Source organism: Enterococcus sp. DIV0294, assembly GCF_050558155.1.
GTDB lineage: Bacteria > Bacillota > Bacilli > Lactobacillales > Enterococcaceae > Enterococcus > Enterococcus faecalis.
This window is the reverse complement of the sequence record NZ_CP187889.1, coordinates 1,888,733-1,914,943: the sequence shown is the minus strand read 5'-3', so window position 1 is coordinate 1,914,943 and position 26,211 is coordinate 1,888,733. Positions and strand designations below refer to the sequence as shown.

At 37.2% G+C, this 26,211-nt stretch carries 17 protein-coding genes; 15 read left to right on the top strand and 2 right to left on the bottom strand.

The window, feature by feature from the left end; genetic code table 11:
* Positions 1-41: 41 nt before the first annotated feature.
* From purB to clpB, 5 genes are all read left to right on the top strand, one after another.
* On the top strand, positions 42-1,337 hold the full coding sequence (gene purB / locus IGJ20_RS09330; protein WP_002356808.1) for an adenylosuccinate lyase: 1,296 nt from the start codon (positions 42-44) through the stop codon (positions 1,335-1,337).
* Between the two features lie 386 nt (positions 1,338-1,723).
* Positions 1,724-2,785 carry a DUF916 and DUF3324 domain-containing protein gene (locus tag IGJ20_RS09325; protein WP_430605290.1) on the top strand — a complete coding sequence of 354 codons (1,062 nt, stop codon included), beginning with the start codon at positions 1,724-1,726 and terminating at the stop codon, positions 2,783-2,785.
* Between the two features lie 30 nt (positions 2,786-2,815).
* On the top strand, positions 2,816-7,459 hold the full coding sequence (locus tag IGJ20_RS09320; RefSeq protein ID WP_142425657.1) for a WxL domain-containing protein: 4,644 nt from the start codon (positions 2,816-2,818) through the stop codon (positions 7,457-7,459).
* A gap of 204 nt (positions 7,460-7,663) precedes the next feature.
* Positions 7,664-8,035: a DoxX family protein gene (locus IGJ20_RS09315; protein WP_142425658.1), complete on the top strand. Its 372-nt coding sequence runs from the start codon at positions 7,664-7,666 to the stop codon at positions 8,033-8,035.
* Positions 8,036-8,305: 270 nt separating this feature from the next.
* Positions 8,306-10,912 carry an ATP-dependent chaperone ClpB gene (gene clpB / locus IGJ20_RS09310; protein WP_142425659.1) on the top strand — a complete coding sequence of 869 codons (2,607 nt, stop codon included), beginning with the start codon at positions 8,306-8,308 and terminating at the stop codon, positions 10,910-10,912.
* A 35-nt stretch (positions 10,913-10,947) separates the two neighbouring features.
* Here clpB and IGJ20_RS09305 read toward each other — a convergent pair whose 3' ends face one another.
* Positions 10,948-11,427, bottom strand: a complete 480-nt coding sequence (locus IGJ20_RS09305) for a nucleoside 2-deoxyribosyltransferase (protein WP_002362157.1) — start codon at positions 11,425-11,427, stop codon at positions 10,948-10,950.
* Positions 11,428-11,450: 23 nt separating this feature from the next.
* Positions 11,451-12,671, bottom strand: coding sequence for a GNAT family N-acetyltransferase (locus IGJ20_RS09300; protein WP_002356813.1), 1,221 nt, complete (start codon positions 12,669-12,671; stop codon positions 11,451-11,453).
* Between the two features lie 246 nt (positions 12,672-12,917).
* Here IGJ20_RS09300 and lepA point away from each other — a divergent pair, with 246 nt between their 5' ends.
* From lepA to IGJ20_RS09250, 10 genes are all read left to right on the top strand, one after another.
* Positions 12,918-14,753, top strand: a complete 1,836-nt coding sequence (gene lepA / locus IGJ20_RS09295; RefSeq protein ID WP_430605175.1) for a translation elongation factor 4 — start codon at positions 12,918-12,920, stop codon at positions 14,751-14,753.
* A 185-nt stretch (positions 14,754-14,938) separates the two neighbouring features.
* Positions 14,939-15,955 (top strand): LacI family DNA-binding transcriptional regulator, encoded by a 1,017-nt coding sequence (locus IGJ20_RS09290; protein ID WP_142425660.1) that lies wholly within the window; start codon positions 14,939-14,941, stop codon positions 15,953-15,955.
* Positions 15,956-16,112: 157 nt separating this feature from the next.
* Positions 16,113-17,147 (top strand): 5-dehydro-2-deoxygluconokinase, encoded by a 1,035-nt coding sequence (gene iolC / locus IGJ20_RS09285; protein ID WP_002362153.1) that lies wholly within the window; start codon positions 16,113-16,115, stop codon positions 17,145-17,147.
* A gap of 10 nt (positions 17,148-17,157) precedes the next feature.
* A complete protein-coding gene (gene iolD, locus IGJ20_RS09280) occupies positions 17,158-19,074 on the top strand; it encodes a 3D-(3,5/4)-trihydroxycyclohexane-1,2-dione acylhydrolase (decyclizing) (protein WP_142425661.1) in 1,917 nt (638 codons plus the stop codon).
* A 38-nt stretch (positions 19,075-19,112) separates the two neighbouring features.
* Entirely contained in the window at positions 19,113-19,952 is an 840-nt protein-coding gene (gene iolB, locus IGJ20_RS09275) for a 5-deoxy-glucuronate isomerase (RefSeq protein WP_002372122.1), read from the top strand.
* 38 nt (positions 19,953-19,990) lie between these two features.
* Entirely contained in the window at positions 19,991-21,448 is a 1,458-nt protein-coding gene (locus IGJ20_RS09270; protein WP_002362150.1) for a CoA-acylating methylmalonate-semialdehyde dehydrogenase, read from the top strand.
* A gap of 173 nt (positions 21,449-21,621) precedes the next feature.
* On the top strand, positions 21,622-22,629 hold the full coding sequence (locus IGJ20_RS09265; protein WP_002356824.1) for a Gfo/Idh/MocA family protein: 1,008 nt from the start codon (positions 21,622-21,624) through the stop codon (positions 22,627-22,629).
* A 23-nt stretch (positions 22,630-22,652) separates the two neighbouring features.
* Positions 22,653-23,672 (top strand): inositol 2-dehydrogenase, encoded by a 1,020-nt coding sequence (iolG, locus tag IGJ20_RS09260; RefSeq protein ID WP_142425662.1) that lies wholly within the window; start codon positions 22,653-22,655, stop codon positions 23,670-23,672.
* Between the two features lie 21 nt (positions 23,673-23,693).
* Positions 23,694-24,584, top strand: coding sequence for a myo-inosose-2 dehydratase (gene iolE / locus IGJ20_RS09255; protein ID WP_010712646.1), 891 nt, complete (start codon positions 23,694-23,696; stop codon positions 24,582-24,584).
* Between the two features lie 23 nt (positions 24,585-24,607).
* Positions 24,608-26,203, top strand: coding sequence for a solute:sodium symporter family transporter (locus IGJ20_RS09250; RefSeq protein WP_002388280.1), 1,596 nt, complete (start codon positions 24,608-24,610; stop codon positions 26,201-26,203).
* Positions 26,204-26,211: the final 8 nt, after the last annotated feature.

Below are 26,211 nucleotides of genomic sequence, written 5' to 3'. Positions count from 1 at the left end.
TATTTTTCAAAAATTGAGGAGTAAAGAGGGGATAAGGCACAATGATTGATCGTTATACAAGACCCGAAATGGGCGCAATTTGGACAGATGAGAACCGCTACAAGGCATGGCTAGAAGTTGAAATTTTGGCGGATGAAGCTTGGGCAGAACTTGGCGAGATTCCTAAAGAAGATGTACAAAAAATCCGAGAAAATGCATCATTTGATGTTGCACGTATTTTAGAAATTGAAGCAGAAACACGTCATGATGTTGTCGCTTTTACTCGTGCCGTTTCAGAAACGCTTGGTGAAGAGCGAAAATGGGTGCACTATGGGTTAACCAGCACAGATGTTGTGGATACTGCCTATGGTTATCTATTGAAACAGGCGAATGATATTTTACGGAAAGATTTACAAACATTTACGGAGATTGTCGGAGCCAAAGCCAAAGAGTATAAACATACGGTCATGATGGGAAGAACGCATGGTGTTCATGCAGAACCGACTACATTTGGTTTGAAATTAGCGTTGTGGTATTCTGAAATGAAACGCAACATTGAACGTTTTGAACATGCAGCCAAAGGTGTCGAAGCGGGTAAAATCAGTGGAGCCGTAGGTACCTTTGCCAATATTTCACCATTTGTTGAAGAATATGTTTGCGAACATTTGGGAATCCGTGCTCAAGAGATTTCGACACAAGTTTTACCACGTGATTTACATGCAGAGTATGTTTCTGCCATGGCATTAATTGCGACAAGTATTGAAAAATTTGCAACAGAAATTCGTGGTCTACAAAAATCAGAAACACGTGAAGTAGAAGAATTTTTTGCAAAAGGACAAAAAGGATCTTCGGCAATGCCGCATAAACGGAATCCAATTGGTTCTGAAAATATGACTGGTTTGGCACGTGTGATTCGTGGTCATGTCATTACTGCCTTTGAAAATGTGAGTTTATGGCATGAACGAGATATTTCTCACTCGTCTGCTGAACGGATTATTATTCCCGATACGACGATTTTACTAAATTACATGTTGAATCGTTTTGGTAATATTGTCAAAAACTTAACGGTCTTCCCAGAAAATATGAAGCGTAACATGGATGCGACCTATGGACTAATTTATAGCCAACGTGTCTTATTAAAATTGATTGACCATGGCATGACACGTGAAGAAGCGTATGATCTGGTCCAACCAAAAACAGCTTACGCATGGGATCATCAAACGGCGTTCCGTCCGTTGCTAGATGCGGATGAAAAAATTACTTCTGTCTTATCAAAAGAAGAGCTAGATGATGCCTTTGATTACCATTATCATTTAAAAAATGTTGACACGATTTTTGAACGTGTTGGTTTAGGATAACAAGAAAGCGAGAAGAAGGATGATTCTTCTCGCTTTTCTCTTAGTTATTTTCAGAAAAATAATTGAAAATTATTCAGTAGAAAATAGTAAAAAAATCATTAAATTTTAGCAAACAAACATCAAAAGGTAAGTGACATTCACTTACCTTTTGATGTTTGTTTGCTATTTTACTAGTTGTACTTTGAATTTTAAAGGAGTTATTTTCATAAAATAATGAAATTTAAGCATTTTCATAGGCAAAAAGCACTATTAAACCTTTATAGGGGAAGAAAAAGTTATTTTTCAATTAATTGGTTTAAAAATTTAAAATTATTTTTTTTGTATCTTCAGCTATACTGAATTCATTAACGATAATTATTAAAGGAAGGGAGAAAAAGGTGGTTGAAATGAATTTGTCACAAGCCCTAAATAAGTCTATAGGGGATGGAATGAAAGTATTTAGCTATCTCTGTTTTATAATTATTTATTATCTAATCTTCTTACATTTCGAAGTTACTTTAGCTCAACAACCTGAGTCAAAGCCGCTAGCGGGTTTCACGGTTGAAAGTGTGATACCAGATAATCAGCTAGATAAGAATCAAACTTATTTTTATTTAGGTGTTCAGCCAAGTAGTCAGCAGATTGTTCAAGTGAAAATCAGAAGTTTGCAAAAAGAGTCCGTAACTGTCGCTTTAAGTATTCATGATGCAGTGAACGGAACGGATGGACAGATTGATTATACGCAGACGAGCCCCAAACTAGATTCTAGTTTGACGAATTCCATCACACAAATTGTTCATTTGCAAAATAAGGAAGCTACGGTCACTGTAAAAAACTTTGAAGAAAAAATAGTAAATTATGAAATTAGAACTCCTAAAGAGCCATTTTTGGGAGTTAAATTAGGTGCATTACGATTTGTCAAACAACTAGAGGATGAATCATTAACAACTAATCAATTTACATCAACCTATGCTTATACTATTTCAATCATGCTGACAGAAGATAAACAGCCATTTGATGAAGGAGCAGAATTGAAACTAAAAAAAGTTGATACAACGATCAGCGGTGGCCTACCTGTTGTTCAAGCAACATTCCAAAATCGACAACCAAAAGTTATGAAAGGAGCGACAATTACCAACTGGTTAACCAAAAAAGGTCAGCCAAAAGAGTTACTAAAAAAAGTACAAGCAGATGTGTCAGTGGCACCTAATTCATTATTAGCTATGGATCTACCTTTGAATGAAGTTGTCCTGCCAGCGGGAACTTATACTGTTCACAGCCAAGTAAGTGTTGGTAATCAAGAATGGCAGTGGCGAAAAGATTTTATGCTCACACAAACGCAAATAAAACAATGGTCGGCTAGTACAGCTTCAGCAAAAAGGCAACCGTTTTTGTTAATAGGTCTTAGCGCATTGTGTCTTGTTACAATTAGCGTTTATTTTTATTTTAGAAAGAGTAGAACAAAATAAAGGAATAAAAAGGAAAAGAAGGTGTTGGTTATGAATAAGAAAATGATTTCTCTTATTTGTGTCATAGTTATATTATTAGGCACGATGATTTTACCAATTAATGGCTTAGCTGAGGGGTCTAAGCCGACAACAGTAACGAGTGAAATGCAACAAATTGTTGAAGAGTCATTACCTAAGCTATCAGAGCCACCAAAAAAAACGACAGAAACAACAGATTCTTCATCTGAAAAAACACAAGCTACTGAAGCAACGAAAAAAGTAGAAACTGTTTCTTTTACTTGGACGCAACAAGAACCAGAACGGCAAGTGAGTGCAGGCTCGGATTTTTATGTAAAAATAACTAGCAATGTAACCTGGGCGGAAATACAATTACCTCAGGAAATTCAATATAATCCCCAAAAAAATCAACAATTGAAGGAGCATAGTTCCTATAATCAAGAACAACACAGCTTGGTTTTAAGAGACTTAGCTCAGTTGGGGGAGAGCTACTTGCTGTTAACGACAACAAAAGCAGGAACTTTCAGCTTGTCAGTCAAAGACAAAAATCAAAAAGAATTGGCTAATAATTTAGAAGTGACGGTTGCTAAAGAACCAATACCAGAGCCTCAAAAGCCACAGGAGCATAGTGAGCAGAAGCAAACGAAGGAAAATAAAAAAAGCAACCCCGACGATAAGTCTAAAAACATTGACGCCAAAGCGAATGGGATTACGGTCGGTTTGACTGCTCCTGCCACTTATCGCACGTATACCGACTCTACGACAGGAACAGCACCAGATTACTTAACGATTTCTATGCCAGTTTCCATCAGTCAAGCGGGACTCATTGGTACTTCGATTGAGCTTCCTTATGGCTTTTATCCAAGTAAAAGCGACCCCGTTTTTAAAAACTTTGATAATACAGCACCCATTTTTTCGTTGGTAACCCCTAGTACGCCTAGCGCTAATTCAATTGTGGCGTCGTATGTAAATGACACGACCAATAAAAAGTTGATTATTCGTTTGAAACAAACCAAGACAACATTAGAGACGATTAATTTACGTTTTAAATTTAATAATGTCTATAATGCCAAAATTCCACCTGAACAAATTGTATGGAATAATCTCCAAGCGAAGGTATTTGATAATATAGGTACACAAATCGCAAGTTCAGCGGCGAATAAAATCGTAAAAACTAATGTGGGTTCTGCCGCTTCAGTAGTAAGTTCTGTCTATGGGGTTCCTAGTAACAACAGTTATTTTGACGGTGATATTTTTATGTCAAATGGTTATCAGTTTAATTATTTAGCTAGAGCGAATTTAGATCCTAATTATGATCATCAAGTGTATGTTGAAATTCCAACGGGAGCTACATTAAAGGGAACTTTAGCCAATCGATTATTAAAAACAGGGCTCACAAATGTACAAGACCCTAGTGTGCCAGTTGGTTACACTAGGTACTATCAGAAATTAGTAACTCTCTCTCCAAACGTTTTAGAAAACCCAGCAACGCTTGTTGATTTATACTATCGCGATACAAGAGTTACTTTGAATAAAATTTATGCAGAAGGAAGTGCTTTTTCCATAAATTTTGGAATGAAGGTAAAATTTATGAATGGAAAAATAAATACTCTCACAACTAAGAAAAGTTATATAAAGCGTTCTAGACCAGATTTTCAATTGTCAGGAACAGGATATCATCATAGTGTTTTGGGATCTACTAGCACAGTTAATAACTTAAACGATTTAGCGAAAGCTGGAAATTTTTACGCTTTTGGTATCGATACATTTGGTCGATCTTCTACTATTAAGAATACTGGAGCTAAAGCAATTGAAGGGGTAACATACAAATTACAAGAATTAACTGCAGGATCAGCTAAAGGAAACTTTGCTAATCTATATATTTATGGTCTTACTGATGGAGTGAACGCACCAGCCTATTACCGACCTTGGTTTCAGATAAAAAATGCTGTAACTGGAACGAGTCGCTCTGTTTGGAGTGCTACACCAGCTAAGACTGGCAATTTTGGTCCAGCTTTGCCGACTTTAGCGGCCAATGAGTATATTGCCACCATTAATATTATTCCCATGGGAACCGATGGCAAAACCGCCAATTCGCTACCTCCAGGTAATGGGATGGGATTTAGATATCAGATCAAAAGTTGGCCTACTGGAAAGTGGCCAGATGGAACCGCGCTTTCTAAGAAGTCGAATCCAATCACTTTTGGAGCCACCATGCAGTACAAAGATGCAACTGGCACTCCTACAGAGCTTAAATTAAGCAATAATGTAGTATATTATAATAAAGGAGTAGCATTACATGCTAGTGCTAGCTTCACCAGTGTTAATAGTCAAAACAAACTACCAGGAGACACGATTAACTATGAAATAATCGGGAGAAATAATAGCTACTATGGAAACTCTTCTTGGGGGGATTGGGAGAATCCCATTATTACAATTAAAGTGCCCAAACAGTTACGATTAAAAGCTACTACGAAAAAAGATTTTATTGATGATAGTAATCAAGTTACCTATCCAGCTTCGGTGACTGTTGAAACGTTACCTATAAATGATACAACTTACAATTATTATCGTTTTAAGACATCCAGCACGGCTTATAAATCTAAAGTAGCAAGAGAGAGTAGTATATTCAGAATTCCTTTAGAATTTGTAGTTGATAATTCAGCCACTTCTGGGAATTATCAGATTCCTTATATCGCATATAGTAGTCCTAAGTCAGCTGATTTCTTTACTGGTGTGCCTGCTCAATTAGATGCTACAGAGGCTAAGAAAATCGGTTTAGACAACACGAATGAAAATAGCTACGCAATGAAGTCATCTACTACTAACACCAGCTTCTCTGTCGTAGATTCTTCTAAGTTAGATAGCGCAACAAACGCTCGTGGATCAGCAACGCAATCTTGGTCTAGTAGTAATATTTTTGCGGTGGAAAGTAAAGGAACACCGCAAATGCAAACAGTGATTAAAAATTCAGGAAATACCAATTTCACAAGCGTTCGATTATATAACATATTACCTTCTGCTAGTGATGGTCGTGGTTCGACAGGAAGTATCGGTTTTACAAATTTGACCAATAATAGTGGAACAGCCAAAATTTACTATACAACTAAGCCTGTCTCACAATTACCTAGTTATACTAACAATGATTTACAAGCATGGAATGCCACTAAATTAACTAGTTTAGGTTTCACAACAACCAAACCCGCTAACTCTGCTTTAATCACAGCAATCTATGTCGATTTTGGAGCCACTACAATCAAACCAGGTGAGACATTAGATGCGATTATGAACTTTTTAGTGCCGGAAGCGGAAAATCAAAAAGCGATTAACCAATTTCAATATTCTGCCAAAGAAGCCAAAGCGGGAGCAACTTTAACGGCAGTCAGTAACAAAATTACCTTTAGTACGGAGTTTGCTCAAGTAGCATATGAACAAAATTTACCAAACGTTATCGTGCCAGGAAGTGGTGTGAAAGGTCTACCTTCTCCGCAAACGATTCAGTTAGATGTGAATGATGCAGGAAAAATTGTCATTCCAACAACAAAACCAACGCTTAGTGGTTATACTTTTGTAGAATGGCAAGATGTTGCAACGACAACCAAAAAATATCAACCTGGTGCAACGATCAGCTTTACGTCTACTTCAACTACTACAAAAATAACACTGAAAGCTATTTGGAAACCTATCTCAGTGAATGTGACTTTTAATGCCAATGGGGGCTCGGGTGGTACAGCAGCTAAAGCATATACTTTTGGTACAGTGATTAATTTAAGTACTGTTGCGAAGCCAACAAGGACGGGTTACACTTTCCAAGGTTGGGCTGCAACAGCCAACGCCGCAACCCCAAATATTACAACAAATCCTCTTGTTAATTATGCCTCAGCTAAGACCTATTATGCTGTTTGGAAGGGGAATGCGTATACCGTAAAGTTTGATGCGAATGGGGGAACGGGTACCATGCCTAACGCTAGCTTTATTTATGGAACAGGCAAACCATTACCAGCCAACACCTTTACAAAAGAGAGTAATACGTTCCTTGGGTGGTCGAAGACACGGACAAGTGCAGTTGTATATACGGATAAACAAATAATTTCGACATTAACTGCTACTAACAATGGGACTGTAACGTTATATGCGAAATGGAGTGGGCAACGACCCGTATTGATGGGGACACCAAGTACGTTTGATTTTGGCAAACAAACTATTTCGCCAATGGCAAAAAATTACGGATTAAATTCAGCAAACTATGTAGGAAGTCCCGAATTACAACAAGCTGGTTTTAAGTTACGTCTAGAAGATAATCGACCAATCAGCACAGGTTGGAAATTAAACGTTAGTTTATCTGAATTTAAAGATAGTACTGGTACATCTTTACCACAAGGAGAAGGGATTACCTTGAACTTTGCGAACACTCAACTTCAAAAAGTTCAATATGCTAATACAGCTGTGGAATCAGTAACTAATAGTTTTACCAATGGACCGACGTTAGGTTCTCAAGCTTTTCGATCGGGTGCAACAGCCCAATCAATAATAACAGCAACTGGAACGCAAGGAAGTGGAACTTGGCAACTATATTTTCCTTTTGAAGAGATAAAATTAACTGTGCCTGCAAATGTAGGAGAAATATCAAAAGTATATCAATCTACAGTAACCTGGTCATTGGACGATGTAGTCTAATCTTAGTATGTTTCACTTGAAAGGAAAGTTAATTGTATTAAGAAAAAATGTTTCCGAAGAAAAAATATAAGTTTTACAGTAACATTAAAAAACAAACGTATTGTTAAATACGTTTGTTTTTTTCTATACTTTTTTCGATTTATCCTTTATAATGTAACTTAAATAGTTACATTAACTATTTAATGCAAACAAAGGAGGAGAAGTATGGATAAACAACAGCGAGGCATTCAAGTGATTAGAATTTGGCTAGGGGTGACGATGCTAATTCATGGAGTGATGAAAGTAACGTCATTGGAAGATACTTTAGCGTTTTTTGCTAGTATTGGTTTGCCAAGTCTTTTTGTTTATGGTGTAGCAGCAATTGAATTAATTGGTGGATTATTTATGATTATTGGCTTTTTAATTCCTTTGGTATCAGTAGGATTTATAGCAGTTTTAGTCGGAGCTATTTTTTCTTTTGGTTTGGCAAGTGGTTTTAGTGGTTATGAGTACGAATTATTTTTAGCGATAACCAGTTTGGCTATTTTGGTTAGCAATGCCGATAAAAAGTATCTTACGTTAAAACTTTATTTTTAATAAATCAAAGCAATAAAGAGTTGGTCAAACTAGTTGTGATTGCGAAAAAAGCCCTAAAACAGTGATATTTAGTTGTTTTAGGTTTTTTTTATCAAAAAGGTCAAAAAAGGTCAATTTATTTATTGACCTTTACTGACCAATGGGGTATAATAAATTTATAAGGTTTACGAATACCTTAACTTTTGAAGAAATCCATCAAAAGTCGGATAATAATAATTGTAAAGAATGTTAAAATAAAAAAGACAAAATAATAAACGGGAGGGATCGTTTATGAATATTGAAAAAATGACAACCACGCTTCAAGAGGCGATTGCTGAAGCTCAAAAAGTTGCGGTGACACGGCAACATCAAGAAATTGATATCGCACATTTATGGAAAATTTTTCTTCAACCAAACCATTTTGGACGTAATTTTTACACAGATGCTGGTTTAGATGTTGACGCATTTGAACGAGAAGTAGATAACGCGTTAGATGAATATCCAAGTGTGGCAGGCGGTAATGTACAATATGGTCAAAATTTAAGTCAAAATTTGTTCCATTTATTGCAAGAAGCTGATTCACTTCGAGAAGAATTCCAAGATGAATTTTTATCAACCGAAATTGTACTTTTAGCTTTAATGAAATTGAAAAATTATCGTTTAACAAAATATTTAATGCAACAAGGCATTACGGAAAAAGAGTTAAGAAAAAATATTGAAGAGATGAGAGGAGGAGATCGTGTGACTTCTCAAAACCAGGAAGAACAATATAAAGCACTAGAAAAATACGGTGTTGACTTAGTACAACAAGTAAAAGTAGGAAAACAAGATCCAATCATTGGTCGTGACGAAGAAATTCGTGACGTTATTCGGATTTTATCAAGAAAAACTAAAAATAATCCAGTCTTAATTGGTGAACCAGGTGTTGGTAAAACAGCGATTGTTGAAGGATTAGCACAACGAATCGTTCGTAAAGATGTTCCCGAAAACTTAAAAGATAAAACCATTTTTTCTTTAGATATGGGTGCCTTAATTGCGGGAGCAAAATTCCGTGGCGAATTTGAAGAACGGTTAAAAGCTGTTTTAAAAGAAGTGAAAAAAAGTGATGGCAAAATCATTTTATTCATTGATGAAATTCATAATATCGTCGGAGCTGGTAAAACTGAAGGCAGTATGGACGCTGGGAATTTATTAAAACCGATGCTAGCACGTGGTGAATTGCATTTAATCGGTGCCACAACGCTTGATGAATATCGCCAATATATGGAAAAAGATAAAGCCTTAGAACGTCGTTTCCAAAAAGTATTAGTCAAAGAACCAACAGTAGAAGATACAATTTCTATTTTGCGTGGCTTAAAAGAACGATTTGAAATTCACCACGGCGTGAATATTCATGACAATGCTTTAGTTGCTGCCGCTACTTTATCCGATCGCTATATTACTGATCGTTTCTTACCAGATAAAGCGATTGACTTAGTCGATGAAGCAAGCGCAACGATTCGAGTGGAAATGAATTCGATGCCAACAGAGCTCGATCAAGTAACACGTCGGTTAATGCAACTAGAAATTGAAGAAGCGGCCTTGAAAAAAGAATCAGATGATGCAAGTAAAAAACGGTTAGCCAACTTGCAAGAAGAATTAGCAGATTTGCGTGAAGAAGCCAACTCAATGAAAATGCAATGGGAAACGGAAAAAGAAGAAGTTAATGCGGTTTCCAACAAACGTGCAGAGATTGATAAAGCAAAACACGAATTAGAAGATGCTGAAAATAATTATGATTTAGAACGAGCTGCTGTTTTGCGTCATGGAACAATTCCGCAATTAGAACATGAATTGAAAGAATTGGAAGAAAAGAACGCTAAAGATATCGTCAAAATGGTACAAGAATCGGTTACTGAAAACGAAATTGCGCAAGTGGTCGGTCGTTTAACTGGCATTCCTGTGACAAAATTAGTTGAAGGCGAACGAGAAAAATTAATGAAACTGAATGAAACATTACACAAACGTGTGATTGGTCAAGATGAAGCCGTCGATGCTGTTAGTGATGCGGTAATTCGTTCAAGAGCAGGCTTACAAGATCCAAATCGCCCACTTGGTTCGTTCCTTTTCCTAGGACCAACTGGTGTTGGTAAAACAGAACTTGCTAAAGCTTTAGCTGAAGATTTGTTTGATTCTGAAGATCATATGGTACGGATTGACATGAGTGAATACATGGAAAAACATGCCGTGTCTCGTTTGGTTGGTGCCCCTCCAGGCTATATTGGTTATGAAGAAGGTGGCCAGTTAACAGAAGCTGTTCGTCGAAACCCTTATACAATTGTCTTATTAGACGAAATTGAAAAAGCGCACCCAGATGTCTTTAATATCTTATTACAAGTTTTAGATGATGGTCGTTTGACAGATTCTAAAGGTCGGGTCGTTGATTTTAAAAATACAGTTTTAATTATGACAAGTAACATCGGCTCTCAGCTTTTATTGGAAGGTGTGACACCTGAAGGAACAATTCCAGAAGAAGTTGAAAATCAAGTCATGAATATTCTAAAAGGACACTTTAAACCAGAGTTCTTAAACAGAATTGATGATACTATTTTATTTACACCATTGAGCTTGGATAATGTGAAAGGAATCATTGGTAAAATGACCGCACAACTTGCTCATCGTTTAGAGCAACAAGAAATTGTGTTGGAAATCACTGATGAAGCTAAAACATGGATTGCTGAAAATGGGTATGAGCCAGCTTATGGAGCTCGTCCGTTAAAACGTTTCATTACTCGTGAAGTCGAAACACCATTAGCAAAAGAAATTGTTTCTGGTCGAGTAATGCCAAAAACAAAAGTCACGATTAGTCTATTAGACAATCAATTAGTTTTTGAAAATGAACCAATAGAAGAAGTATAAAAAAAGAACGAGCGAATTCGCTCGTTCTTTTTTTATTATGACAATCGTTGCTTAATTTCTTCCAACAAATCCTCTTCTGAAGAAACAACCCGACCATTCAATTTAATCAAACCAACTGTATAAAGGTTTAAATAATGGAATTGATTTTCAGCGACTTCGTTCAAAGCATCAAGCTTTTGGTGATTATCAGCACCTTGTTGGCGGCTGTCTGTGTAAAGGGCAACCACCGGGATTCCTTTGGCATAAGCAACACCAATTTCGGAAGCTACGCCCGCATCAATGGTTGGACCGTCTAATAAAGCAACCAATAAATCGCTAGCAAGGACGTTTTCTGTATCTGCTAAGGCAATCATTTTACTATCGGCATAAGCAGATTTGTCGTTAATCGCCGCATTTTCTTGTGGTAAATAAAGATCGATTGTTTTATCCAATTGTCGAATTTGTTCGACTAAATAGGCATTATAACGTAAGTCAGCTTGCGAAAATAAAGGTCCTGCAAAATAAATTTTTGTCATTTGTCTGTCTCCAATCCAAGGGTTTAGAAATAATCACTGAAATAAGCTTCTTGGTCAGGAAAAATCCGTTCCAAAGAATTTAAAGTTTCTTTATCTGTATCAATACGTTCAATTCGATGTAAGTACGAAGGGCGTCGGTAATTCATGACTAAACAAGTTAGTGTTTGAATATCTAAGTGAACGGCGGTGCCTAGAGGTTCATCCGTAATGGTCACTTGATCATTTTCATCCCAAATTAAGCCAAAAATACCATTATTCCACTCAGCGACAGGATCTTTAACGACAAAATGGAATGGCTTAGCTGTACTTTCAAAAGGAAAGTTTTCTAAAAAGGCTTTGACATCAACAATTCGAGCCATATAATAGGGTTCAATGCTTTCTTTAATTTGGCTGTCTTCTAAAAGAAAGGCTAGTGGTTCGTTTTTATAGATATCGCCCTTGACCCAATAAACCATCGAAAAATGCGCAGTAATAAAATTCCACAAGCCATTTCGGGCTTCTTGGTTCAAGTAAAACATTTCCTTAATATGAAATACTTCATCAGCCACCCAATAGAAAAGTACTCCTAAAGGTTCTTGATTGGCACCATAATAGACAGCAGCAGTCCGTTCTTCCTCGTTTTCGAAACGCCAATATTCTTCCCAGTTGAAGGCACTACGAATGAGCGCGCCGTGATTTTGACGAGCGAATCGCGCATAGACATCAAAGACATCTGGGTGATCGACAGCTAACCGTTCAATCATTCCTGGAACAGGAACGGTTTTTGGTAATTGCGTATCCCGAATTTTAAAAGATAACTTGTCGGACATGATTTCCCAACCTTTACGTCGGTAATAAGGAATGTTGTAAGGGAAAAGATAAGAAATCCACTGTTTATCTTGGCGCATTTCTTCTAATGCCGTTTGAATCAAGTCTTTCATTAAACCGTGGTTGGCATATTCAGGATAGGTACCGACACCAGTAACGCCGCCCATTTTATACAAAGCACCATGGATATTGACTTCGCATGGATAGATAGCAATTTGTGAAATTAATTGATTTTCGTGAAACCAGCCAAATACTTTTGAAAGTTCTAAAATCGGTTGTTTTGATTTGATAAATGCGCGTTTGTTTTCAAAACCACTTTCTTCAATATCTGCTTCAGTCACTTGAAAAACATAGGAAAGAAGTTCATTAAATTGATCAATGTGTTCTTCCTCAACAGGCTTTAAGGTCAGTTGCTTTCGAAATTCTTGTTCATCCATTTTTCCATCTCCAATAAATTTACTATTTTTAGTATACCAAATTTTTCGAAACTCTGTTAGCCTTTCGAAACCAAAAGAATAAAAGGGAAGTGCTTTAAATCTTCTTCAAAAATTGGTATAATGAAAAGTGCTGATTATCCTAGACCTTTAAACATGATAATTTGATAAAAAAGGCAACTAAAATATAACAATTGATTGATGAAGCTAGCAGGGAGCTAGCTTTTCTTAAAAGAAATGAGGCAAAAAATGAACAATAAAGAAATGAAAGCAAGACAAGAGAAAATTCGTAATTTCTCGATTATTGCCCACATTGACCATGGGAAGTCAACTTTAGCCGACCGGATTTTGGAAAAAACAAATACAGTTAGCAGTCGAGAAATGCAAGATCAATTACTTGATTCAATGGATTTAGAGAGAGAACGCGGCATTACCATCAAATTAAACGCAATTGAATTAAACTATACAGCCAAAGATGGTGAAACCTATACTTTCCATTTGATTGACACACCAGGACACGTCGATTTCACCTATGAAGTCTCTCGTAGCTTGGCAGCTTGTGAAGGGGCTGTTCTAGTTGTTGATGCAGCGCAAGGAATTGAAGCGCAAACGCTAGCAAATGTCTATTTGGCATTGGATAATGACTTAGAAATTTTACCTGTTATTAATAAAATTGATTTACCCGCCGCTGATCCAGAGCGTGTTCGGACAGAGATTGAAGACGTAATTGGAATTGATGCATCGGAAGCTGTTTTAGCAAGTGCAAAAGCAGGGATTGGGATTGAAGATATTTTAGAACAAGTGGTGGAGTATGTACCAGCTCCATCAGGCGATATTGAGGCTCCTTTAAAGGCTTTGATTTTTGACTCTATTTACGATAGTTATCGGGGGGTCGTTTTAAACATCCGTGTAATTGACGGTGTCGTTCGTCCTGGGGATAAAATCCAAATGATGAGTAACGGTAAAACGTTTGATGTAACAGAAGTCGGCGTTTTTTCACCGAAACCAATTGCTCGTGATTATTTAATGGTTGGTGATGTGGGTTATATCACCGCTAGCATTAAAACGGTTCAAGATACACGGGTCGGGGATACAGTGACTTTGACCGACAATCCAGCAGCAGAAGCACTACCAGGCTACCGCAAAATGAATCCAATGGTTTATTGTGGTTTATATCCAATTGATACGTCGCGCTACAACGATTTACGGGAAGCATTAGAAAAATTACAATTAAATGATGCGGCGTTACAATTTGAACCGGAAACATCGCAAGCTTTAGGGTTTGGTTTCCGTTGTGGTTTCTTAGGTTTGCTGCACATGGATGTTGTTCAGGAACGTTTGGAACGAGAATTTAATTTAGAGTTAATTACAACAGCACCGTCTGTAATCTATCACGTTAATAAAACTGACGGAACAACCGTTGTTGTTGACAACCCAGCTGAATTTCCAGAACCAGTAACGATTGAATCTGTGGAAGAACCTTATGTTAAAGCGCAAATCATGGTGCCAAACGATTATGTAGGAGCAGTAATGGAATTATCACAACGTAAACGTGGCGAATTCATTACAATGGATTACTTAGACGATTATCGTGTAAACGTAGTTTATGAAATTCCGTTATCTGAAATCGTGTTTGACTTTTTCGATAAATTGAAATCAAGTACAAAAGGCTATGCATCCTTAGATTACGAAATGGCTGGCTATCGCACCAGCCGTCTAGTGAAAATGGATATTCTATTAAATGCTGAAAAAGTGGATGCGTTAAGCTTTATTGTTCACCGAGATTTCGCATTTGAGCGTGGGAAAGCGATTGTTGAGAAACTGAAAAAACTAATTCCACGTCAACAGTTTGAAGTCCCAGTTCAAGCGGCGATAGGTCAAAAAATTGTGGCTCGTTCAGATATTAAAGCCTTACGCAAAAACGTACTGGCTAAATGCTATGGTGGCGATGTTTCTCGTAAACGTAAATTGTTAGAGAAACAAAAAGAAGGGAAGAAACGGATGAAACAAATTGGGTCCGTGGAAGTTCCTCAAGAAGCCTTTATGGCGGTTCTGAAAATGGATGAAGATGATCAGAAAAAATAACTTATTAAAAAAGTACCTCAGTCTGAGCTGAGGTGCTTTTTTTGAAAATATAAATTAAAGTAAACTACATTTTAAAATAAAACACGCAAAATTGCGTGCTTTTTTATATTGTGATAGAATATACATACGAAAGCTTATAAATAATCAAAATAATTTTGCAAATCAAGTAAATAAGGAGAGAACAAATGGCTGGAACAATAAAAGAAATTGCTGAAAAAGCAGGAGTATCTAGGGGAACTGTGGATCGAGCATTGAATAATCGCGGCCGAATCAATCCTGAGGTTGCTGAAAAAATTAAAACAATAGCGAAAGAAATGAACTATGTTCCGAAGAAAAAAAAGATGGCCAAAGAAGAACCAATCAAATTAGGTGTTGTGACACAATTGGCAAAATCTTCTTTTATGATTCCAATTCGATCAGGTTTACAAGCAGTTATAGGTGATCTAAAAAAAAGAAATATTGATTGCTTTTTAGAGGAAATAGACGGGGTCGATGAAGCGACGCAGTTACAGGCACTTGAACGCTTGTTAGAACTTGGTGTAAAAGGAATTGCCATCATGCCAGTTGATAGTGTGGCGATTAGGGAAAAAATCAATCAGCTTACGGAACAAGGCATTAAGGTCATCACATTCAATTCGGACATTGTTGGTAGTAAACGTCAATGCTTTGTCGGAATGGATAACTTTAAAAGCGGGAAGACAGCTGCTGGATTATTAGGAATGTTGACAAAAGGAGAGGGAGATGTCCTAGCTATTACTGGATATTTTGGAAATAGTGTGAATAGTTTACGAGTTGCTGGTTTTGTTGAAGAATTGAAACAGTCATTTCCACAATTGAAATTAACAGGTGTTCAAAGCAGTTTTGATTCGAGCGATGAAGTCGAAAAGATTTTAAGTGACACATTAGAGAACTACACTAATTTAAAAGGTGTCGTTGTGTTTTCAGGAGGTCAAGCAGGAATTGCTCGTGTGTTAAAAAAAAGGGCAGGGAAAGACAGACCGTATGTGATTATCTATGATTTAACTGAGAAAAATATCGAGATGCTGAAAAAAAATCAAGTTGATTTTCTAATTGATCAAGATGGTTTTACGCAGGGCTATCGTTCTTTGCTATTATTAGCGAATCAACTACAGAACAATAAAATTATGACAGAAGAGATGTTATTTACAGATATCATTATTAAAACAAAATATAATCTTTAACAGAAGTGTGAAGCTTGCTGTAAAGCAATTCATGCTTCTTTTTTTGCGTTCTTTTAAAATGCACGCAAAATAATGTGCTAATTTAATGTTGCACGCATTTTGAAAGCGTGCTATAATTCGTTTGTAAATAATAGAAGAACGAAGAAGAGGTGGATCTATGAGTTATATTAGCTTTGATCAATCAAAAGAATTTGATCTAGTTCTTTTAGGTAGAGTGGCTATCGATTTTAACCCTGCCTATAATGAGCAAGTTAAAGAAGAATTTAAGCCTTTAAAAAATGTTCATATGTTTGAAAAGTTTGTGGGAGGTTCTCCTGCAAATATTTCCGTGGGTATCACCAAACATGGGATGAAAGCTGGTTTCATTGGGAAAGTATCCGATGACCAGTTCGGAGAATATGTTATTGATTATTTTAATGAGCAAGGCATTGATACTTCTCAGATAAGTAAAGCGCAGCATGGCGAAAAGTTGGGTCTGACTTTTACAGAAATGCTATCGCCTAAAGAAAGTAGTATTTTAATGTATCGGAACCAAGCTGCGGATTTACAACTAAGTGTCGAAGATATCGATGAAGATTATTTGAAACGTTCAAAAGCCTTATTAATTTCAGGGACTGCTTTGGCGGAAAGCCCTTCAAGAGAAGCCGTGTTAAAAGCTGTGATGTTAGCGAAAAAAAACAACGTCAAAATTATTTTTGATATCGACTATCGAGAATACAATTGGAAAAATGTGGATGAAATCGCTATTTATTATTCAATAGTTGCGAAAGAATCAGATATTATTATGGGCTCGAGAGAAGAATTTGATTTAACTGAAAGATTGATTCAACCAAATATGACAGATAATGAAAGCGCTGTTTTTTGGCATAATTGTGGCGCTCAAATAGTCGTTATTAAACACGGAATGAAAGGCTCAACAGCTTATACAGCAGATCAACAACAGTTTTCAATTAAACCATTTCCAGTGGAGGCACGCAAGGGATTTGGTGGCGGTGATGGCTATGCAGCTGGATTTTTATATGGTTTATTTGAAGGTTGGGAAATTATCGATTGCTTAGAGTTTGGCTCAGCGGAAGCTTCGATGATGGTCAAAAGTAACAATTGCTCAGATTCTTTACCAACGACGCAAGAAGTAAAAGAGTTCATTAAACTGGAGAAGGAAATATACGGCGAAATGATCGCCAGGATTTAAGGTGGATAAAATGGAAAAGACGATTCGTTTAACGACAGCACAAGCATTATTAAAATTTTTGAATCAACAATATATCAGCATTGATGGAAAAGAAACACCTTATGTGGAAGGAATCTTTCATGTATATGGTCATGGGAATGTTTTAGGGATTGGTCAAGCGTTGGAACAAGCTCCGGGACATTTAAAAAGTTACAGTGGAAAAAACGAACAAGGGATGGCTCATGCTGCTATCGCTTTTGCTAGACAAAGTTTACGTAAGAAAATATTCGCAGTTTCAGCTTCCGCTGGTCCAGGTTCTGCTAATTTATTGACTGCTGCTGGAACGGCTTTCGCTAATAATATACCTGTATTGTTTCTGCCAGCAGATACGTTTGCTACTCGGCAACCAGATCCCGTATTACAGCAGTTGGAACATGAATCAAGTGTAACTTTTTCTACCAACGATGCTTTCCAAGCAGTTTCTCGCTATTGGGATCGTATTAATCGTCCAGAACAACTGATGTCAGCATTGCTACGAGCATTTGAAGTTATGACCAATCCTGCAACTACAGGACCTGCCACCATTTGTTTGCCACAAGATGTTGAGTCAGAAGCCTATGATTATCCAGTAGAGTTTTTTAGAAAAAGAGTTCATTATATCGATCGACGGATGCCGACAATTCGTGAGCTTGAAACAGCTAGTCACTTGATAAAGGATAGTAAACACCCAGTAATTATTGTGGGGGGCGGCTGCAAGTATTCAGAAGCAGGTGAGAGCCTTCAGAAAATTTCTCAAGTTCATCAGATACCTTTGGTTGAAACACATGCTGGTAAATCAACTGTTTCATGGGAATTTGAAAATAATCTTGGAGGCTTGGGAATTTTAGGTACCTCGGCTGCTAATAAAGCTGTTCAGCAAGCGGATTTGATTATTGGAATTGGCACGCGTTATACGGATTTTACCACTGCATCAAAAAGTATTTTTAATTTTGAACAATCAAAAATGATAAATATTAACGTAAGTCGACCACAGACTTACAAAATGGAAGCGTTTCAAATTGTGGGAGATGCTCGAGCAACCTTAGAAGGAATTCTGCCAATGATTGAAGGATATCGAACGGCTTATGGTGAAAAAATCACTGAACTGAAGAACGAATGGGTGAAAGAGCGGGAGCGATTAAAAACAACTCATTTTAAACGGAAAGATTTTGATCCGGAAATCAAAAACCACTTTACACAGGATATTTTAAATGATTATGCTGATTCTTTGCATACAACTCTGACACAAACAGAGGTTTTCGTTCATCTGAATGATTTTGTCGAAGATGATGCGATTGTGATTGGTTCGGCAGGGTCATTGCCAGGCGATATGCAACGATTGTGGAATCCTGTAAAGGAAAATACTTATCATTTAGAGTATGGCTATTCTTGTATGGGCTATGAAATTGCTGGTGCAATGGGGGTACGGCTTGCTAATCCTAATCAAGAGGTTTACGCATTAGTCGGTGACGGTAGTTTTTTGATGTTGCATAGCGAGCTGGTCTCTGCATTACAATATGACAAAAAAATCAATATTGTTCTGTTCAATAATTCTGGGTTCGGATGCATTAATAATCTGCAAATGGAGAATGGCGGCATAAGTCAAGGGACGGAATTTAGAAATACAAAAGGCGAAATTATGAATATCAATTATGCTAAAATCGCTGAAGGATATGGTGCCAAAGCGTATCAAGTCCATTCGATTGAAGAACTAAAACAGGCGATTGTCGACGCGAAAAACCAAATGCAATCGACATTGATTGAAATAAATGTTCTTCCTAAAACAATGACTGCTGGTTACGATGGTAGTTGGTGGAATGTCGGTGTTGCTGAAGTATCAGAAAAACCAGCGATTCAAGAAGCATACCAAGTTAAAAAAGAAAAACTTGCAACTGCTAGAAAATATTAGGTATTCGTTATACAACCAAAAAGTTAGGAGCGAATGAATTGAAAAAAACATTGAAACATCAACCGTTGATAAAAGAACTAGCTCCCGGTGTTCGACAAGTTCAAAATATTCGAAAAAACAACACTGATTTACAGTATATTGAGTTTCAAGTTCTTGAATTAGATAATGGAGCAATGTATCAAGAAGCTGGTAATGAACTGGAAGTTTGTATCGTCGTATTAACTGGCAAAATCAATGTTAAGGTGAGCGATAAATGGTACGAGAATTTAGGTAAACGAACCTCTGTTTTTGAAAAAATTCCGACAGATAGTATCTATATCCCAGCAAAAACGTCGTTTGAACTAATAGCAACTTCTGATACTGTTCGTTTGGCCCTTTGTTATTCGCCAGCTAAAAAAACGTTACCAGTGCACGTGATTACCGCTGAGGAAAATACGGTTGAAAAACGAGGGATATATCAGAATAAACGACTAGTGCATAACATTTTACCAGACAATGTCGATACTGCCAGTAGTTTGTTGGTGGTTGAAGTCTACACTGAAGGTGGTAACTTTTCTAGCTATCCACCACACAAACATGACCAAGAAAATTTACCTGACGAATCTTATTTAGAAGAGACGTATTATCATGAGCTGAATCCAGAGCAAGGCTTTGTTTTCCAACGAGTATATACAGAGGATGGTTCTATAGATGAAACGATGACTGTAGAGCATCAAAATGTTGTGGAAGTACCTAAGGGATATCATCCTGTCGGCGTGCCAGATGGCTACACCTCTTATTATTTAAATGTGATGGCAGGACCTGAACGAATTTGGAAGTTTCATAACGAGAAAAAACACGAGTGGATTTTAAATCGGAACGAATTGACTAACAATTAGAAATAAAAAATAAGTAGACTTTTTTAGGAGGAAAATAAATGACTCGATTTTTAAAGAATTATATAGGTGGCCGCTGGGTAACAAGTACAGCCACTGAATTTGAAGAAGTGGTCAATCCGGCAACAGAAGAAGCATTAGTAAATGTTCCATTATCTAGTGAAGCAGAAACTGCAGAAGCAATCAGAGTAGCGGATGAGGCTTTTCAAACATGGAAAAAAGTAAGTGTTCCAGTTCGTGGCCGCTATCTTTTCAAATTGCATCATTTATTGATGACGAATAAAGAAGAGCTAGCACGATTAATTACGCTTGAAAATGGAAAATCTTTGTCAGAATCATTAGGTGAGGTTCAGCGAGGGATTGAAAATGTCGAGCACGCAGCGAGCATTACGAATTTAATAATGGGTGATTCTCTATCCACAGCGGCTACAGATATTGAAATTACCAATTACCGTTATCCCATCGGTGTTGTGGGGGGAATTACTCCTTTCAATTTTCCGATGATGGTACCGTTTTGGATTTTCCCAATGGCGTTAGCAGCAGGGAATACGGTGGTGCTGAAGCCTTCCGAAAAAACGCCATTATTGATGGAAAAAATTGTTGAATTAATAGAAGAAGCAGGATTTCCAAGTGGCGTCTTTAATGTTGTCTATGGGGCACACGATGTTGTTAATACTTTATTGCGTGATCCATTAGTAAAAGGAATTAGCTTTGTGGGCTCAAAAAATGTTGGTGAATATGTCTATAAAGAAGGAACAAAAAATCTGAAACGAGTCCAGGCACTAACTGGCGCAAAAAATCATGTTATCGTTTTAAAAGATGCCAACCTTGATCGTGCAGTAAAAGACATTATCGGTGGCTCTTTTGGATCAGCCGGTGAACGCTGTATGGCTGCTTCGGTGATCGTTGTAGAAGAAACTATTGCAGATCAATTCGTTGAAAAATTTAAGGCTGCAGCACAGACGATAAAAATTGGAAATGGTCTGGAAGAAGGAGTCTTTTTAGGCCCCGTGATTCGAAAAGAGGCGCAGCAACGAACATTTGATTACATTCAAAAAGGTATTGATGAAGGAGCGGACTTATTGTTAGATGGCCGTGAAAATATTCCTGAAAAAGGCTACTTCGTGGGACCTACGATCTTTGATCGTGTCACGATGGACATGAAGATTTGGCAAGATGAAATTTTTGCACCCGTTGCCTCAATTGTTCGAGTGAAAAATCTAGAAGCAGCAGTTACACTGACCAATCAATCAGAATTTGCTAACGGTTCATGCCTCTATACGAGTAATGCTTCAGCTATCCGTTACTTTAGAGAGAATGTTGATGCAGGAATGTTAGGCATCAATTTAGGTGTACCAGCACCAATGGCTTGGTTTGCTTTTTCCGGCTGGAAACACTCTTTCTATGGTGACTTACACGCCAACGGAAAAGACAGTGTAGAATTTTATACACATCGAAAAGTTGTGACCGCTCGATACGCTCCTAGCGAAATAAACTAGTTTTACTTCGAAGCTCTGTCAAAGGAGCTTCGAGGATTCTATGATTAAAGCGGTGAAAGTATCTTTTATTTGTACAAATATAAGACATGACTTTCTGAAAATAATGATTGACTAAATAAAATTGTAAGCGTATACATAATACGCATAAAATAAAGAAATCGGAGGACAAATAATTGAAAGTAAAAGTAGGCGTAATTGGTACAGGGGCGATTGGAATCGAACATATTAACAGAATTAATCACAAGACACAAGGCGCTTTTGTAACAGCAGTATCAGATATTAATGTTGAAGCGGCAAGCAAAATTGCTGAGGAGATTGGGGCTCAATTTTTCAAAACAGGCGAAGAATTAATTGCTTCTGAAGAAGTGGAAGTTGTTGTTGTTACTTCCTGGGACCCAACACACGAAAAATATGTCTTGGAAGCAATCAAGCATGGAAAATACGTATTCTGCGAAAAACCATTAGCAATGGATGCCGCAGGATGTCGCCGAATTGTAGATGCAGAAGTCGCTTATGGTAAAAAATTGGTACAGGTGGGCTTCATGCGTCGATACGATCGTGGCTACATTGAGTTGAAAGAAGCAATTGAATCAAAACAGTATGGTGAAGCGCTGATGCTCCATTGTGCGCATAGAAATCCAAGTGCCGATGAAAATTATAAAACGCCAATGGCAATCAGTAATACTGCAATCCATGAAATCGATGTTCTTCGTTGGCTATTAGACGAAGATTATGCCTCAGTGCAAATGATTTTACCAAAGAAAACCAGCCATACACATGCAGATTTACATGATCCTCAATTACTGATTTTCCAGACGAAATCAGGTGTAACAATTGATTTAGAAATTTTTGTTAATTGTCGTTTTGGCTACGACATTAAGTGTGACGTAGTTTTTGAAACGGCAGAAGTCGGAATGACGGATCCAGCCTATACCAAAATTAAAGCTGCGGAGAAAAATTACACACCAATTTCGCCCGACTGGCAAACGCGTTTTTTAGATGCGTATGATTACGAATTTAAGTTATGGGTTGATTCAATTAAAAACGATAAACTTGTTGGTCCAACTGCTTGGGATGGCTACGTGGCAGCAATCACAATGATGGCTTGTCATGAATCTCGTGAGTCAGGGGAAAAAGTAATGATTGAAATAGATGAACAACCAGCGTTATATACCAAATAATTCTTAAAAAAAGGAGGGTTTTTGTGGAAAATATTAGAGTAGGAATCGTAGGACTAGGTAGATTAGGCAAGGTACACGCAAAAAATTTATCTTCTGCTGTTAGTGGCTGTGAGCTTACGGCCGCCTGTAGTTTAGTTGAATCAGAATTAGCATTTGCACAGAAGGAGTTAGGTGTTAAGTATACGTTTTCTAGTTATGAAGAAATGGTTCAAAGCGCTGTAATTGATGCCGTTTTTATTGTTTCACCTTCAGGATTCCACTGTGAACAAGTCCGTTTAGCTATGGAAAATGGGAAACACGTATTTACTGAAAAACCATTGGGAATTGAAATTGAGGACATAAAAAAAACACAAGAGGTTATTGGAAAATATCCCGAGCAAGTATTTATGTTAGGTTTCATGCGCCGTTACGATGAATCTTATCAGTATGCGAAAAAAATGGTAGAAGACGGGGAAATCGGAGAAGTCACGTTAATTCGTTGTTATGGAATTGATCCAAGTGATGGACTGGAAAGCTTCGTTAAGTTTGCAATGAACAATGATAGTGGCGGTTTATTTCTAGATATGGCGATTCACGATATTGATTTGGTTCGTTGGTTTACTGGTCAAGAGGTAGAACAAGTTTGGGCAATTGGTAAAAATGCTGCATATCCAGAATTAGATCAAGTCGGTGAATTGGAAACCGGAGCAGCTATGATGAGTCTTAAAGATAAAACAATGGCTTTACTAGTTGCTGGAAGAAATGCTACACATGGTTACCATGTCGAAACAGAAATCATGGGCACCAAAGGGATATTACGAGTAGCGCAAGTACCTGAAAAAAATTTAGTGACTGTTATGAATAATCAAGGGATTGTGCGACCTTGCTCTCAAAACTTTCCAGAAAGATTTAGAGAAGCGTTCATTCGAGAAGCACAAGAATTTATTTCCTGTATTCAAGAAAAACGTCAACCAGCAGTTAATGCAGAAGATGGTCTACAATCAACAAAAATTGCATTAGCTTGTCAAGAATCATTTGATACGAATCGTTTGGTACAACTATAAATGAAGTAGGAGAGTGACATAATGGCGAAACAAATTCAACTAGCTATTGCGCCGATTGCATGGACAAATGATGATATGCCAGAGCTAGGAAGCGAAAATACGTTTGAACAATGCGTTAGTGAGATGGCGCTAGCTGGATTCACAGGTACGGAGATTGGCAATAAGTATCCAAAAGATCCACAGGTTTTAAAACAATATTTAGATATTCGTGGACTAAAAGTAGCGAGTGCCTGGTTTAGTACATTTTTAACAACAAAACCTTTCGAAGAAACAGCGGAAGACTTCAAAAAACATCGAGATTTTTTACATGCAATGGATGCTAAGGTTATTGTTGTGGCTGAACAAGGACACAGCATACAAGGAATTATGACGGCTCCTGTTTTTAATGAGAAACCAATTTTTTCTGATGAAGAGTGGCAAAAACTAGCTGAAGGATTAGAAAAACTAGGTGACTTGGCACATGAAAAAGGTATGGAGATTGTTTACCATCACCATATGGGGACAGGAGTCCAAACGACTGAAGAAATCGATCGATTAATGAAAATGACGGATCCGACAAAAGTTAAATTATTGTTTGACACTGGCCATCTTGTCTTCTCAGGAGAAGATCCAATCGCAATCTATCAGCGCTATCAAGACCGGATTAAACACATTCACTTCAAAGATATTCGCCAACAAATGGCAGAGGAAGTCAGAACAGAAGAAGATAGCTTCTTAAAGGCCGTGAAAAAAGGCGTCTTTACAGTCCCTGGGGATGGTATGATTGATTTCAAACCAATTTGGTCAGCAATCGAAGAGAGTGGCTATGAAGGTTGGATTGTGGTTGAAGCGGAACAAGATCCTGCCAAAGCCAATCCGTTTGAATATGCCGTCAAAGCACGAAACTATATCCGAAAGGTCACCGATCTTTAATCTAATCGAGAAGGAGCTAGACAATGAATCTATTTTCAATAATCAGTTTCCTAGTAATTGTCATCTGCGTATGGATTTTTGCCTATTCTCGATCCAGAAGTGTAGATACTTCTGGATCAGAAGGTTTCTTCATGGGTGGCCGAAGCTTAACAGCCTTACCGATTGCTGGGACAATTATTATGACCAACCTATCCACAGAGCAAATTGTTGGACAAAACGGTCAAAGCTATCATGCAGGAATGGAAGTAATGGCTTGGGAAGTAACTGCTGCAATTGCAATTGTCGCATTGGCAGTCATTTTTTTACCAAAATATTTTAAATACGGTATTAATACGGTTTCAGATTTCATTGAAATTCGTTATGATACAGTTACAAAACGAATTATTTCAATCTTGTTTATTGTTACCTATATGATTTCTTTTTTACCAGTAGTTCTTTATTCTGGGTCACTAGTATTCAATAAGATTTTTCATATTGATGAGCTGTTGGGTGTCGAACCTATTGTCGCAATCATTCTTGTGGCGATGGTGATTGGTATTGTTGGGATTCTTTATCTGCTGATTGGCGGCCTATCTTTAAGTGCCAATAGCGATTCGATTTATGGCGTTGGTTTATTGGTTTGTGGTTTGTTGGTTCCAATACTAGGTTTAATGAAACTGGGTGATGGCAGTTTTATTGGTGGGATTGAACAGGTTGTTGAAAACACACCATGGTTACTGAACTCTGTAGGTGCAATTGATTCTGCTGTTGTACCATGGCCAACATTATTTACAGGGATGTTGTTTAATAATTTGTATTTCTGGTGTACCAATCAGATGATTGTTCAAAAAGCACTTTCAGGAAAAAATTTAGCAGAAGCACAAAAAGGGGCTTTTTTAGTGGGGATTTTCAAAGTGTTTGGCGCATTATTCTTAGTATTTCCAGGAATTGTTGCAAGAAATCTTTTTGGGGATGCGTTGATGTCCAATCCTGATAACGCATATCCATATTTAGTAACTGAAGTTTTACCAAAAATGCTTTTCGGCATTTTTGCTGCAGTTATTTTTGGGGCAATTTTATCTTCCTTTGCGGGGGCTTTAAATGCAACCTCCACTCTGTTTTCGCTAGATTTTTACAAACCAATTATCAATAAGAAAGCAGATGACAAACAAATTGCTCGTGCGGGAAAAACAGTTACAGTTATTGTAGGGATTATTTCAATTATCGTTGCACCGTTTATTTCTTTTGCACCAGCTGGATTGTATCAATTTGTTCAAGAGTTTAATGGATTATACAATATGCCATTGTTAGTGATTATACTTTTTGCATTTTATTCCAAAAAAGCAACTGCTTTTGGAGCAAAAATGACAATTGCTATCCATATTGTTTTGTATGCGCTATCAAAAGTATTTTTGAAAGATATCCATTTTTTATATGTCTTAAGCCTGCTCTTCTTCTTAGACATTCTTATTTTAATAGTAGTTTCTAAAATAAAACCAGATGGCGAATTTGTTTTAAATTCTTTTGATACGAAAGTAAATATTGAACCTTGGAAACATACAAAACTTGTCGCAAGTATATTAGTTGTCGTGGTTATCCTAACCTATGTAGCATTTTCACCAATCGGATTTGCTAGATAAAAATATTT